This window comes from Citrobacter sp. BIDMC107 (assembly GCF_001037575.1).
Taxonomy (GTDB): domain Bacteria; phylum Pseudomonadota; class Gammaproteobacteria; order Enterobacterales; family Enterobacteriaceae; genus Citrobacter; species Citrobacter freundii.
Genome location: NZ_KQ089851.1, coordinates 22,416 through 35,202 on the forward strand (window position 1 = coordinate 22,416; position 12,787 = coordinate 35,202).

The following is a 12,787-nucleotide window of genomic DNA, read 5'->3' on the forward strand; positions in this document are numbered from 1 at the left end:
TGACGGGGGGCAAAAATGTAGCAACGTTGTTTCAGGAAAATCTATCAGGGAAAAGGTAACAGCACGGATACTACCGTCGCATTCAGCCTGCATTGATCATGCGGCGGTGCGCTTCGGCCATGGCCTGATGTGGGCCGGATTGCCCGTTATTCATGAATTCATGGGCAACCGCTGCTCTTTCATGCTCATTCATCGCCGCGTAAGACGTTGACGGGACGGTCGTGGATACCGTGTTATTTCCCATCATCTTCTGATGACTTTCCACCATTTTCTGGTGCGCATCCGCCGAGCCGTTCGTCATGGTTTCATGAGCAATAATGGCCTGTTCATGCTGGTCCATACCGGTCATACGAGGAGCAGTCCCCTGGATCCCGACAGGAGCCGCAGCAGACTGCATCTGGTGAGCAGGAGCCTGTGCATTGTTGACGCGATCATGGATATTCACGGTTTCAGTGGCCCAGGCCGATGAAATTAAACCAAAGCCCAGCAAAGATGCTAATACGATATTTTTCATGATAACTCTCCATTTCTGAATTAGTGATGTCCGGGGAAGTACAACCGGTGTTTTCAGTTTCATAACTTAAACAGGTTCGGCAGTTATTATTTCTCCGGGAGATGGCTGGATATTCATTCCTGGCGTACTCTGACGCCGGGTATTGATGAAGCAATCCAGCCTTCCTGATAAGTTGCACTAATTATATCAAATGGCTTCTGTTTGCTGCATGACAGGCTAATGACATCTTTGTCATTTAAATCTTTATTCTCAGTGTTGGGGATCCGGAATCATTTTCTCCAGTCTGGGTACGGATAAAATAAAACGTGTCGAGCGTATATCCGATTCCACATGCACTCTTCCGTGATGTGCTTCCACGATTGACTTCACAATCGCAAGACCGATGCCGCTGCCTTCTCCTTTTCGTTGTCTGGACGGATCCACCCGATAAAAACGGTCAAACAGCCTTGATAAATGCTCTTCAGGGATTGGTTTCCCCGGATTTTCAATCACAAGGTCAAAAAAGCTCCCCTGTTTTCTTATTGAGACGGTGATTGCCTGTCCCTCCGGGGTATAACGCAGGGCATTGGATAACAGATTATTGATCGCTCTTCTGAACATTTGTGGATCTCCCTCGACCAGACAGGGCATCCCGTTAAATTTGAGCGTGATATTGCGTTCTTCGGCCCAGGCTTCGAAAAACTCGAAGACTTTCATGACTTCCGCTCTGAGGTCAAACATGACCCTGTCAGGTATCAGCTGATTATTATCTGCCTGTGCCAGGAACAGCATGTCGCTGACCATTTTGGTCATCCGGTTATACTCTTCAAGACTGGAATAGAGGACATCCTCAAGTTCCCTCTGTGTTCGATCCTGACTCAGTGCGATTTCAGTCTGCGTCACCAGATTGGTGATGGGCGTTCTGATCTCATGCGCGATATCGGCAGAGAAATTGGCCTGGCGGGTAAAGACATCCTCAATCTTTCCAATCATATGATTGAACGAGATAACCAGTTGCTCCAGCTCAATGGGAACGCGTGTCGGTTCCAGTCGCGCATCAAGATTCTCGGAGGTGATGTTTTTAATGGCATTGCTGACATTACGAAGGGGCAGGTGCCCCTGACGGACAGCGATTCGAATGATCAGAACAATCAACAGGCTTATCACGACGGCAATCGCAATCAGGTTCTTTTTCAGCGCATCGAGGTAATGGAGATGGAAATTAATGGATAGGCCAGTCAGCATGACATAGTTCTGCTGTTTGCCCTGAAATATCGCCTGACCAGAGGAGGCGATAATCCTGTATGTTTCCATCTTCATTTCGGACCCGGTATCCATCGGTCCCGCAGGATCCTCCACCGTCCAGAGAAAGACATCCCGTGCGCGGCTGTGCTCGCTAAAATCTGCTGAATTCACTGCCGGGCGTAGTGCCGCCCCCTGAGCTGAGCTAAAGAGCACTTCACCCCTGGGATTGAGGAGCAAAAGGGCAACGTTGCGGTAGCTGGCAATTGATTCCTTTATTTTGCTTATTTTTTTATCATCCGGATCCACCGGGGACTGCAGTATACGGTTCAGTGTGGTGCTGATTTGTTGAAGATCGCTGACATCCTGCTCGGCAAAATGATTTTCAACAGAATGCAGCATAAACCAGGTGAAGGCGATAAAAGCCAGTATCGTGGACAGGCTGATAAAAAAGGTCAGCCGCAGAGCGAGTGAGAAAGGGCGTCTGGAAGGTTTGCTATGCATCCGGGACCTCCAGCATGTAGCCCACGCCCCGGACTGTCTGGATCAGCTTTGTCCCGTAATCGTTGTCTATTTTAGCGCGGAGTCGCTTTACTGCGACATCGATCGCATTAGTGTCGCTGTCAAAATTCATGTCCCAGACCTGAGAGGCAATCAGGGAGCGGGGAAGAACCTCTCCCTGATGGCGAATGAAGAATTCCAGCAGGCTGAACTCTTTACTGGTGAGCACAATGCGGTTTCCGGCGCGACTGACTTTTCTGGATACGAGATCAATCGAGAGGTCAGCCACCTTAAACTGGCTTTCCGTGATCATCGTGTTTCCCCGCCTCAGAAGGGTTCTCACCCGGGCGAGCAGTTCGGCAAACGCAAAGGGTTTAACCAGATAATCGTCCGCACCCAGTTCCAGTCCTTTGACCCTATGTTCGATCGTGCCGAGGGCCGTCAGCAGTAAGACCGGCATACCCTTTCCGGCAGTGCGCAGCATGCGGATGATATCCCAGCCGTTCACATCAGGTAGCATGATATCCAGAATGACTAAATCATACTCGGCTGTCATGGCGAGATGATATCCGGTAAGACCATTATCAGCGTGATCCACTACGAACCCTGCCTCTGTAAGCCCTTTGCTGAGATATTCACCTGTTTTAATTTCGTCTTCGACGATCAATATTTTCATCTTGCTCCCCGGCTGGCTGCTAATGTCATTCTATTGCGCCCACGATCGTTATCAACGGATTACAGCAAAAATGACAACATTGTCATTATCCTGTCACTCGGCAAACAGAGAGCGTTAGGTAAAGTACCCCTATCAATACTCTGGACTTCATTTGAACCATTTACCAGGTCTGCCTGGACGAGAAGCAATATGTTCAAATTAAAACTACTCAGCATCAGCACAATCTTCATTCTGGCTGGTTGTGTCTCTCTGGCGCCTGAATATCAGCGTCCGGCAGCACCGGTACCCCAGCAGTTTTCACTGTCCCGTAACAGCCTGACGCCAGCGGTGAATGGCTATCAGGATACGGGCTGGCGTAACTTTTTTGTCGATCCCCAGGTCACCCGGCTGATTACTGAAGCCCTGACTAATAACCGTGATTTGAGAATGGCTGCACTGAAGGTTGAAGAGGCCCGGGCCCAGTTCAACGTCACGGATGCAGATCGTTATCCCCAGCTGAATGCCTCATCCGGGATCACATACAGCGGTGGTCTGAAAGGTGACAAGCCGACCACACAGGAGTACGACGCAGGTCTGGAGTTCAGTTATGAGCTCGATTTTTTCGGCAAACTTAAGAACATGAGTGATGCTGATCGCCAGAACTACTTTGCCAGCGAAGAAGCCCGTCGGGCCGTACACATCCTGCTGGTATCCAACGTTTCACAAAGCTATTTCAGCCAGCAACTGGCGTACGAACAACTTCGTATTGCGCGGGAAACGCTGAAAAATTATCAACAGTCCTATGCTTTCGTTGAGCAGCAGCTCGTGACCGGGAGTACGAACGTTCTGGCACTTGAACAGGCGCGAGGACAAATCGAAAGTACCCGCGCCGAAATAGCCAAACGAGAAGGCGATCTGGCTCAGGCAAACAATGCCCTGCAACTGGTGCTGGGAACGTACCGCGCACTTCCGTCAGAAAAAGGGATGAAAGGCGGGGAGATAGCCCCAGTAAAATTGCCACCAAATCTGTCTTCACAAATTTTGCTGCAGCGACCGGATATTATGGAAGCGGAATATCAGCTGAAAGCGGCTGATGCCAATATTGGCGCAGCGCGAGCGGCCTTTTTCCCCTCAATTACCCTGACCAGTGGTCTTTCCGCAAGCAGTACGGAGCTGTCCAGCCTGTTTACGTCAGGAAGTGGAATGTGGAATTTTATCCCTAAAATTGAAATTCCTATATTTAATGCTGGCAGGAATAAAGCCAATCTGAAGCTGGCTGAAATTCGCCAGCAACAGTCGGTGGTTAATTACGAACAAAAAATTCAGTCAGCCTTTAAGGATGTTTCCGACACGCTTGCGCTGCGCGACAGCCTTAGCCAGCAACTTGAGTCACAGCAGCGTTATCTTGATTCACTTCAGATAACTCTCCAGCGTGCCAGAGGATTGTATGCAAGTGGTGCTGTCAGTTACATCGAAGTGCTGGATGCAGAACGTTCCCTCTTCGCTACCCAGCAAACCATTCTCGATCTTACCTATTCCCGGCAGGTTAACGAAATTAATCTGTTTACCGCGCTGGGTGGCGGTTGGGTAGAGTAAATTTATTTAATTAATCAGGAAATTAAAATGCGTAATTCACTTAAAGCCGTTTTATTTGGTGCCTTCTCTGTCATGTTTTCTGCCGGTCTTCATGCTGAAACACATCAGCATGGCGATATGAATACTGCCAGTGATGCTTCGGTACAGCAAGTTATCAAGGGCACCGGTGTCGTTAAAGACATTGATATGAATACTAAGAAAATCACCATTTCGCATGAAGCAATTCCAGCGGTGGGCTGGCCTGCAATGACCATGCGCTTTACTTTTGTTAATGCAGACGATGCTATTAATGCCCTGAAAACAGGCAACCATGTCGATTTCTCGTTTATTCAGCAGGGCAATATCTCCTTACTCAAAAGCATTAACGTGACGCAGTCCTGATTGGCTGTCCGGAGCGATTACATCCTGTGCGCCTGTACATTCACATAGGTATATGTGTGAGTTAACCGTCAGGCGCATATGCCAGGTGTTTTGATTTTTTAGCGGAAAATTGTATGGCTTCTTTAAAGATAAAATATGCTGCAATAATTATCAGCAGCCTCATAGCAGGGGGGCTGATATCGGTTACTGCCTGGCAGTATGTAAACTCAGCACAAAAGACAGAAAAAACAGAACAAAAGGCACCGGAACGAAAGGTGCTTTTCTGGTATGACCCAATGAAACCGGATACCAAATTTGATAAACCCGGAAAATCGCCCTTTATGGATATGGACCTGGTGCCAAAATATGCTGATGACAGTGGCGATAAAAGCAGTGGCGGGATCCGTATCGACCCAACCCAGGTTCAGAATCTGGGATTAAAAACGCAAAAAGTCACGCGAGGAATGCTGAATTATTCTCAGACAATCCCGGCTAATGTCAGCTATAACGAGTATCAGTTTGTTATTGTGCAGGCGCGTTCTGACGGGTTTGTCGAAAAAGTCTACCCCATGACGATTGGCGATCATGTGAAGAAGGGGACGCCACTTATCGATATTACCATTCCGGACTGGGTGGAAGCACAGAGTGAATTCCTTCTGTTATCCAGCACCGGTGGTACTTCCACGCAAATTAAAGGCGTTCTGGAACGGCTTCGCCTGGCAGGTATGCCGGAAGAGGATATTCAGAGACTGCGTTCTACCCGGAGCATTCAGACCCGTTTTACCATTAAAGCACCTATTGATGGTGTCATTACTGCATTTGACCTGCGCACCGGCATGAATATTTCGAAAGATAAGGTGGTGGCTCAGATTCAGGGAATGGACCCGGTCTGGATCAGCGCTGCAGTGCCAGAATCTATCGCCTATCTGCTGAAAGATACGTCGCAGTTTGAAATTTCGGTACCGGCTTATCCGGATAAAACATTCCATGTCGAAAAATGGAATATTCTTCCCAGCGTGGATCAGACAACCCGTACGCTTCAGGTCCGTCTCCAGGTTTCTAATAAGGATGAGTTTCTCAAGCCGGGCATGAATGCCTATCTGAAACTGAATACCAGGAGCCAGGAGATGCTGCTGATACCAAGCCAGGCCGTTATCGATACCGGCAAAGAACAGCGCGTGATTACTGTTGATGATGAAGGCAAGTTTGTGCCGAAACAGATCCACGTTCTGCATGAGTCACAGCAACAGTCCGGCATCGGCTCCGGCCTGAATGAAGGCGATACCGTGGTGGTCAGTGGCCTGTTCCTCATTGACTCTGAAGCCAATATTACGGGCGCACTGGAACGTATGCGCCACCCTGAAAAAACAGAAAGCAGTATGCCAGCAATGTCTGACCAGCCTGTAAATATGCATTCAGGGCACTGAGGAGACGACGATGATTGAATGGATTATCCGGCGCTCTGTCGCCAACCGTTTCCTGGTCATGATGGGGGCCCTGTTTCTCAGCATCTGGGGCACATGGACGATTATTAACACGCCTGTCGATGCCTTGCCTGACCTGTCAGATGTGCAGGTCATTATCAAAACCAGCTATCCCGGCCAGGCCCCGCAGATTGTAGAAAACCAGGTCACCTATCCACTTACCACCACCATGCTGTCCGTGCCTGGCGCAAAAACCGTGCGTGGTTTTTCACAGTTCGGTGATTCGTATGTGTATGTCATTTTTGAAGACGGCACCGATCTGTACTGGGCCCGTTCCCGCGTGCTGGAGTACCTGAACCAGGTACAGGGAAAACTGCCCGCCGGTGTGAGTTCTGAAATCGGTCCGGACGCCACGGGGGTGGGCTGGATATTTGAATATGCCCTTGTCGATCGCAGCGGAAAACACGACCTTTCAGAACTGCGTTCTCTGCAGGACTGGTTCCTGAAATTTGAGCTGAAAACCATCCCGAACGTGGCTGAGGTCGCTTCGGTTGGCGGCGTGGTGAAACAGTACCAGATTCAGGTCAATCCGGTAAAACTGTCTCAGTATGGTATCAGCCTGCCCGAAGTGAAACAGGCCCTTGAATCGTCTAACCAGGAGGCCGGTGGCTCATCCGTTGAAATGGCCGAAGCTGAGTATATGGTCCGTGCCAGCGGTTATCTTCAGAGCATTGATGATTTTAATAACATCGTCCTGAAAACAGGCGAGAACGGCGTGCCGGTTTATCTGCGGGATGTTGCCCGCGTGCAGACCGGGCCTGAAATGCGGCGTGGTATTGCCGAGCTGAACGGCCAGGGCGAAGTCGCTGGCGGCGTGGTGATCCTGCGGTCGGGTAAAAATGCACGCGACGTTATCACGGCAGTGAGGGATAAACTTGAGACGCTGAAGGCCAGCCTGCCGGAAGGCGTTGAAATCGTGACCACCTACGATCGCAGCCAGCTCATCGACCGGGCGATTGATAACCTCAGTTCCAAACTTCTGGAAGAGTTTATCGTGGTGGCCATCGTCTGTGCCCTGTTCCTGTGGCACGTACGTTCTGCCCTGGTGGCGATTATCTCTCTGCCGCTTGGTCTGTGTATCGCCTTTATCGTCATGCACTTCCAGGGACTGAACGCCAATATCATGTCGCTGGGAGGGATAGCGATTGCCGTCGGTGCGATGGTGGATGCCGCCATTGTGATGATTGAGAATGCGCATAAGCGGCTTGAGGAGTGGGATCATCAGCATCCTGGTGAGCAGATTGACAACGCCACCCGCTGGAAGGTGATTACCGATGCCTCCGTTGAAGTGGGACCCGCACTGTTTATCAGCCTGCTGATCATCACCCTGTCCTTTATTCCTATCTTTACCCTGGAAGGTCAGGAAGGACGTCTGTTTGGCCCGCTGGCATTCACGAAAACGTACTCCATGGCGGGCGCGGCCGCGCTGGCCATCATCGTCATTCCGATTCTGATGGGATTCTGGATCCGGGGGAAAATTCCTGCAGAGACCAGTAACCCCCTGAACCGGGTACTGATCAAAGCGTATCATCCATTGCTGTTGCGGGTTCTCCACTGGCCAAAAACAACCCTGCTGGTTGCGGCCTTGTCCATTTTCACCGTTATCTGGCCGCTGAGCCAGGTGGGCGGTGAGTTTCTGCCGAAGATTAACGAGGGCGACCTGTTGTATATGCCGTCGACCCTGCCGGGTGTCTCTCCGGCTGAAGCTGCAGCGCTCCTGCAGACGACGGACAAGTTAATCAAAAGCGTTCCTGAAGTGGCCTCTGTATTTGGCAAGACCGGTAAAGCAGAGACCGCCACGGATTCCGCACCGCTCGAAATGGTTGAAACCACGATCCAGCTCAAACCTGAGGATCAGTGGCGTCCAGGCATGACGATTGACAAGATTATTGAAGAACTCGACAGGACCGTCCGTTTACCGGGGCTGGCAAACCTCTGGGTGCCGCCAATCCGTAACCGTATTGATATGCTCTCAACCGGGATCAAAAGCCCGATAGGTATCAAGGTGTCCGGAACGGTTCTGTCCGATATCGATGCAACGGCGCAGAGTATCGAAGCGGTCGCCAAAACCGTACCCGGCGTAGTGTCTGCTCTCGCAGAGCGACTGGAAGGCGGGCGCTACATTGATGTGGATATCAACCGGGAAAAAGCCTCCCGCTACGGAATGACGGTGGGCGATGTGCAGCTGTTCATCTCATCAGCCATCGGTGGGGCTATGGTGGGTGAGACGGTTGAAGGCGTGGCCCGGTACCCGATTAATATCCGCTATCCGCAGGATTACCGGAACAGCCCGCAGGCCCTGAAACAGATGCCGATCCTGACCCCGATGAAGCAGCAGATCACGCTGGGCGATGTTGCGGATATTAAGGTCGTTTCCGGGCCGACTATGCTGAAAACGGAAAATGCCCGTCCAGCCAGCTGGATTTACATTGACGCGCGCGGCAGGGATATGGTGTCGGTGGTTAATGACATTAAAACGGCGATCAGTCAGAAAGTGAAACTGAGACCGGGTACCAGCGTGTCATTCTCCGGACAGTTTGAACTGCTTGAGCATGCCAACAAGAAACTGAAGCTGATGGTGCCGATGACGGTGATGATCATCTTCATCCTGTTGTATCTGGCATTCCGCCGGGTTGATGAAGCCCTGCTGATCCTGATGAGCCTGCCGTTCGCCCTGGTTGGCGGGATATGGTTCCTGTACTGGCAGGGCTTCCATATGTCTGTCGCAACCGGAACGGGGTTTATCGCTCTGGCCGGGGTGGCAGCAGAGTTTGGCGTGGTCATGCTGATGTATCTGCGTCATGCCATTGAAGCGCACCCGGAATTGTCCCGTAAAGAGACGTTCACACCGGAAGGCCTTGATGAAGCCCTCTATCATGGTGCCGTACTGCGTGTCCGGCCGAAAGCCATGACCGTGGCGGTGATCATTGCGGGTCTGCTGCCAATACTCTGGGGAACCGGTGCAGGTTCAGAAGTCATGAGCCGTATCGCGGCACCCATGATTGGTGGGATGATCACGGCTCCGCTGCTGTCCCTGTTCATTATTCCTGCCGCCTACAAATTAATCTGGCTGCGCAGACATAAAAAAAGCGTGTCCTGAACCTGAAAGGGCACCCCCTGTGGGTGTCCTTCTTTACTGATTCACCCTGACGTCAGGGTTTAAATCGATAATATACAGAGGTGAGTATGAAAAAAGTGGTTCTGATGGCGCTGGCTCTCGGCCTTTCACTGCCCGCGATGGCGAGTGAAAAAGTGATTGATATGTACAAATCTGAAAACTGTGGCTGTTGTTCCCTGTGGGGCAAGGCGATGGAAAAAGACGGGTTTGAAGTACGAACTCACGTCATGAATGATCAGGCGCTGTCAGCCCTGAAAGAAAAGCATGCTATTCCTGCAGGACTGCGAAGTTGTCATACCGCGGTTGCCGGTAATTTGATCATTGAAGGCCATGTGCCTGCGACAACGATACATAAGGCAATGCAGTCTGGTTCAGGTATATACGGTCTCGCCACCCCCGGTATGCCAGCAGGAAGTCCTGGAATGGAGATGGGAGCCCGAAAAGAGGCTTACGATGTTATCGCATTCTCACCGGATGGAAGTAAAAAAGTCTTCCAGCGAATCGAATAGTCAGCGGAACGGCTGATAACGGGACGCCGGCAGCAGGCACTCTTATGCCGGCGGCATTCGTGGTAATCGCATCCATGACATACCCTGAAGACAGAAGATGCTTCGGTATGCATAAGGAGAGTTACTGTGAAAAATGACAATGCAGTGCAACACAACAACCAGACTGCTTCTGAGCAGACATTATCCCCGGACGAGGGCCACGTATTGCATAAGGTGAGAGATCCCGTGTGCGGGATGGACATCCTGCCCGACAGGGCGCACAGCAGCATTCGATACCAGGACCATCAACTTTATTTCTGCTCCGCCAGCTGTGAGAGTAAATTTAAAGCCCATCCCGATCGTTATCTTACCGAAGATGCCAGTGAACATTCCCATCACCATCACCACGATCATCACGAAGTCAGCCCTGATCAGATAAAACAGCCTCACCACCAGGCGGAGAAAGAGAATTCTGAAGGTGTGTGGACATGTCCGATGCACCCGGAGATACGCCGCAGTGGTCCCGGAAGCTGTCCTGTCTGTGGAATGGCACTGGAGCCGCTCGTAGCTACGGCATCCACGGGGCCAAGTGATGAACTTCGCGACATGACAAGACGCTTCTGGCTGGGGTTGTTGCTGGCGTTTCCGGTTCTGGTACTCGAAATGGGATCTCATCTGTTTCCCGCCTTGAGGAATACAGTACCGCCACAGCACAACACATGGCTGCAGCTGCTTCTGGCCTCTCCTGTCGTGTTGTGGTGTGGCTGGCCATTCTTCGCCCGGGCCGGAATGTCGTTACGTAACCGCTCCCTGAATATGTTTACCCTTGTTGCAATGGGCACCGGCGTAGCCTGGGTGTACAGCGTCATTGCAACCGTCTTCCCCTCCTGGTTTCCTGCATCGTTCAGAAACATGGATGGCCTGGTGGCCGTTTATTTTGAAGCCGCAGCAGTTATTACGGTGCTTGTTCTGCTGGGACAGGTTCTTGAGCTGCGGGCACGGGAACAAACCTCAGGTGCCATTACTGCACTACTGAATCTTGCCCCCAAAACCGCCAGGCGGCTGGATCATGACGGTCATGAAACGGATATTAATGCGGAAGATGTCCTGCCTGGCGATAAGCTCCGCATCAGACCTGGAGAGAGTATTCCGGTCGACGGTATCGTGATCGAAGGCAAAACAACCGTTGATGAATCGATGGTGACCGGGGAGTCTATGCCGATTACCAAAACGGAGGGTGACCCTGTCATTGGGGGGACGATTAATCAGACAGGTAGTCTTATCATCCGTGCAGAGAAAGTCGGTGATGAAACGATGCTCTCACGAATTGTTCAGATGGTCGCTGATGCACAGCGTTCGCGTGCCCCCATCCAGAGAATGGCTGACAGCGTTTCAGGCTGGTTTGTTCCTCTGGTGATACTTATCGCGGTTGTTGCTTTCGTGATCTGGTCTGTCTGGGGGCCCGAGCCCAGGATGGCGCACGGTCTCATTGCGGCTGTGTCGGTCCTGATTATTGCCTGTCCCTGCGCGCTGGGGCTGGCCACGCCGATGTCGATAATGGTGGGGGTGGGCAAAGGAGCCCAGGCCGGGGTGTTAATCAGGAATGCCGAAGCCCTTGAGCGTCTTGAAAAAGTGGACACGCTGGTTGTCGACAAAACAGGCACGCTCACGGAAGGTGCGCCTACGGTGACAGGGATTATCAGTCTCATTCCGGGTGGGGAAACATCTCTTTTACGTGTAGCGGCCGCAGTGGAAAAAGGCTCGCAGCATCCGCTGGGTATGGCAGTAGTTAAAGCAGCACAGGAAAAGGGGATCGCAATACCCGCAGTCACTCATTTCGATGCACCGTCGGGTAAAGGTGTCTCAGGCGATGTCGAAGGTCAACGGGTTGTTATTGGTAATGAACTGGCTATGCAGGAAAACAGTATCGTTATTGATAATCAAAAGGCCGTTGCGGATACGTTGCGGATGGAAGGCGCTACCGTTATCTATGTGGCCACAGACGGGGACCTTGCAGGCCTGATAGCTATCTCGGATCCCGTGAAAACAACCACGCCGGATGCGCTTAAAGCTTTGCGTCAGGCGGGGATCCGCATTGTTATGCTCACCGGGGATAACCAGCTTACTGCTGAAGCAGTCGCACGGAAACTGGGAATAGATGAGGTTGAAGCCGGAATTCTGCCGGATGGCAAAAAAGCAGTGATAACCCGACTGAAAGAGTCTGGCCATGTGGTTGCGATGGCCGGAGACGGTGTGAATGATGCCCCGGCGCTGGCAGCGGCTGACGTGGGTATAGCCATGGGAACGGGTACAGATGTGGCAATTGAAAGTGCCGGAGTCACCCTTCTCAAAGGCGACTTGATGATACTGAACAGGGCCCGTCATCTGTCAGAGATCACCATGAAAAATATCCGTCAGAATCTGTTTTTTGCATTTATCTACAACGCACTTGGCGTGCCTGTGGCTGCAGGTCTGCTTTATCCTGTGTATGGAATACTGCTGTCGCCAGTTATTGCGGCGGCGGCCATGGCTCTTTCCTCCGTCAGCGTCATTGTGAATGCGTTGCGTCTGAAAAGTGTCAGGCTCGGGAAATAACCCTGAATGAAGGGTCTGTTACGAACAGAAGGAGTCCAGTATGAAAAGTACCACCTATGCGCTTATTGCTGTCGCCGCGATCGCGGCATTTGCCCTCCTGCGCGAACACTGGTCACATGTGGCAGGTTACTGGCCATATCTGTTATTGCTGGTCTGCCCGCTAATGCATCTTTTCCACGGCCACGGAGGGCATGGAGATCATCAACATCACGGAAGTGAAAACGATAAAAAAAATTAATCCGGCAGACGGGGCCG

The 12,787-nt window shown here is 51.5% G+C and carries 10 protein-coding genes; 7 read left to right on the forward strand and 3 right to left on the reverse strand.

Annotated elements, in window-relative coordinates; all coding sequences use genetic code 11:
- Positions 1-82: 82 nt before the first annotated feature.
- The 3 genes from silE to silR form a co-directional block, all read right to left on the reverse strand.
- Positions 83-514, reverse strand: coding sequence for a silver-binding protein SilE (silE, locus tag SK39_RS24035; protein ID WP_000790483.1), 432 nt, complete (start codon positions 512-514; stop codon positions 83-85).
- 249 nt (positions 515-763) lie between these two features.
- Positions 764-2,239 (reverse strand): copper/silver sensor histidine kinase SilS, encoded by a 1,476-nt coding sequence (gene silS, locus SK39_RS24040; protein ID WP_000555738.1) that lies wholly within the window; start codon positions 2,237-2,239, stop codon positions 764-766.
- Positions 2,232-2,912 carry a copper/silver response regulator transcription factor SilR gene (gene silR, locus SK39_RS24045; RefSeq protein WP_000697969.1) on the reverse strand — a complete coding sequence of 227 codons (681 nt, stop codon included), beginning with the start codon at positions 2,910-2,912 and terminating at the stop codon, positions 2,232-2,234. Before silR ends, silS begins: the two co-directional genes overlap by 8 nt.
- Positions 2,913-3,101: 189 nt before the next feature.
- Here silR and silC point away from each other — a divergent pair, with 189 nt between their 5' ends.
- The 7 genes from silC to SK39_RS24080 all read left to right on the forward strand — a co-directional run bounded on the left by silC (position 3,102) and on the right by SK39_RS24080 (position 12,770).
- A complete protein-coding gene (silC, locus tag SK39_RS24050) occupies positions 3,102-4,487 on the forward strand; it encodes a Cu(+)/Ag(+) efflux RND transporter outer membrane channel SilC (RefSeq protein ID WP_000475511.1) in 1,386 nt (461 codons plus the stop codon).
- Positions 4,488-4,514: 27 nt separating this feature from the next.
- The gene (cusF, locus tag SK39_RS24055; protein ID WP_001246155.1) at positions 4,515-4,868 is read left to right on the forward strand and encodes a cation efflux system protein CusF; all 354 of its coding nucleotides are present in this window, start codon (positions 4,515-4,517) and stop codon (positions 4,866-4,868) included.
- Positions 4,869-4,981: 113 nt separating this feature from the next.
- A complete protein-coding gene (gene silB / locus SK39_RS24060; RefSeq protein ID WP_000157620.1) occupies positions 4,982-6,274 on the forward strand; it encodes a Cu(+)/Ag(+) efflux RND transporter periplasmic adaptor subunit SilB in 1,293 nt (430 codons plus the stop codon).
- Between the two features lie 10 nt (positions 6,275-6,284).
- Positions 6,285-9,431 carry a Cu(+)/Ag(+) efflux RND transporter permease subunit SilA gene (silA, locus tag SK39_RS24065; protein WP_032620969.1) on the forward strand — a complete coding sequence of 1,049 codons (3,147 nt, stop codon included), beginning with the start codon at positions 6,285-6,287 and terminating at the stop codon, positions 9,429-9,431.
- 86 nt (positions 9,432-9,517) lie between these two features.
- Positions 9,518-9,958 carry a DUF411 domain-containing protein gene (locus tag SK39_RS24070; RefSeq protein ID WP_000758228.1) on the forward strand — a complete coding sequence of 147 codons (441 nt, stop codon included), beginning with the start codon at positions 9,518-9,520 and terminating at the stop codon, positions 9,956-9,958.
- Between the two features lie 126 nt (positions 9,959-10,084).
- Positions 10,085-12,532: an Ag(+)-translocating P-type ATPase SilP gene (gene silP, locus SK39_RS24075; RefSeq protein WP_048217580.1), complete on the forward strand. Its 2,448-nt coding sequence runs from the start codon at positions 10,085-10,087 to the stop codon at positions 12,530-12,532.
- 40 nt (positions 12,533-12,572) lie between these two features.
- Entirely contained in the window at positions 12,573-12,770 is a 198-nt protein-coding gene (locus SK39_RS24080; protein ID WP_000843494.1) for a DUF2933 domain-containing protein, read from the forward strand.
- Positions 12,771-12,787: the final 17 nt, after the last annotated feature.

Excerpts from the sequence above, each read along its gene's own strand:
- silE (WP_000790483.1), bottom strand. The coding sequence starts at position 514 with ATGAAAAATATCGTATTAGCATCTTTGCTGGGCTTTGGTTTAATTTCA.
- silS (WP_000555738.1), bottom strand. The coding sequence starts at position 2,239 with ATGCATAGCAAACCTTCCAGACGCCCTTTCTCACTCGCTCTGCGGCTG.
- silR (WP_000697969.1), bottom strand. The coding sequence starts at position 2,912 with ATGAAAATATTGATCGTCGAAGACGAAATTAAAACAGGTGAATATCTC.
- silC (WP_000475511.1), top strand. The coding sequence starts at position 3,102 with ATGTTCAAATTAAAACTACTCAGCATCAGCACAATCTTCATTCTGGCT.
- cusF (WP_001246155.1), top strand. The coding sequence starts at position 4,515 with ATGCGTAATTCACTTAAAGCCGTTTTATTTGGTGCCTTCTCTGTCATG.
- silB (WP_000157620.1), top strand. The coding sequence starts at position 4,982 with ATGGCTTCTTTAAAGATAAAATATGCTGCAATAATTATCAGCAGCCTC.
- silA (WP_032620969.1), top strand. The coding sequence starts at position 6,285 with ATGATTGAATGGATTATCCGGCGCTCTGTCGCCAACCGTTTCCTGGTC.
- SK39_RS24070 (WP_000758228.1), top strand. The coding sequence starts at position 9,518 with ATGAAAAAAGTGGTTCTGATGGCGCTGGCTCTCGGCCTTTCACTGCCC.
- SK39_RS24080 (WP_000843494.1), top strand. The coding sequence starts at position 12,573 with ATGAAAAGTACCACCTATGCGCTTATTGCTGTCGCCGCGATCGCGGCA.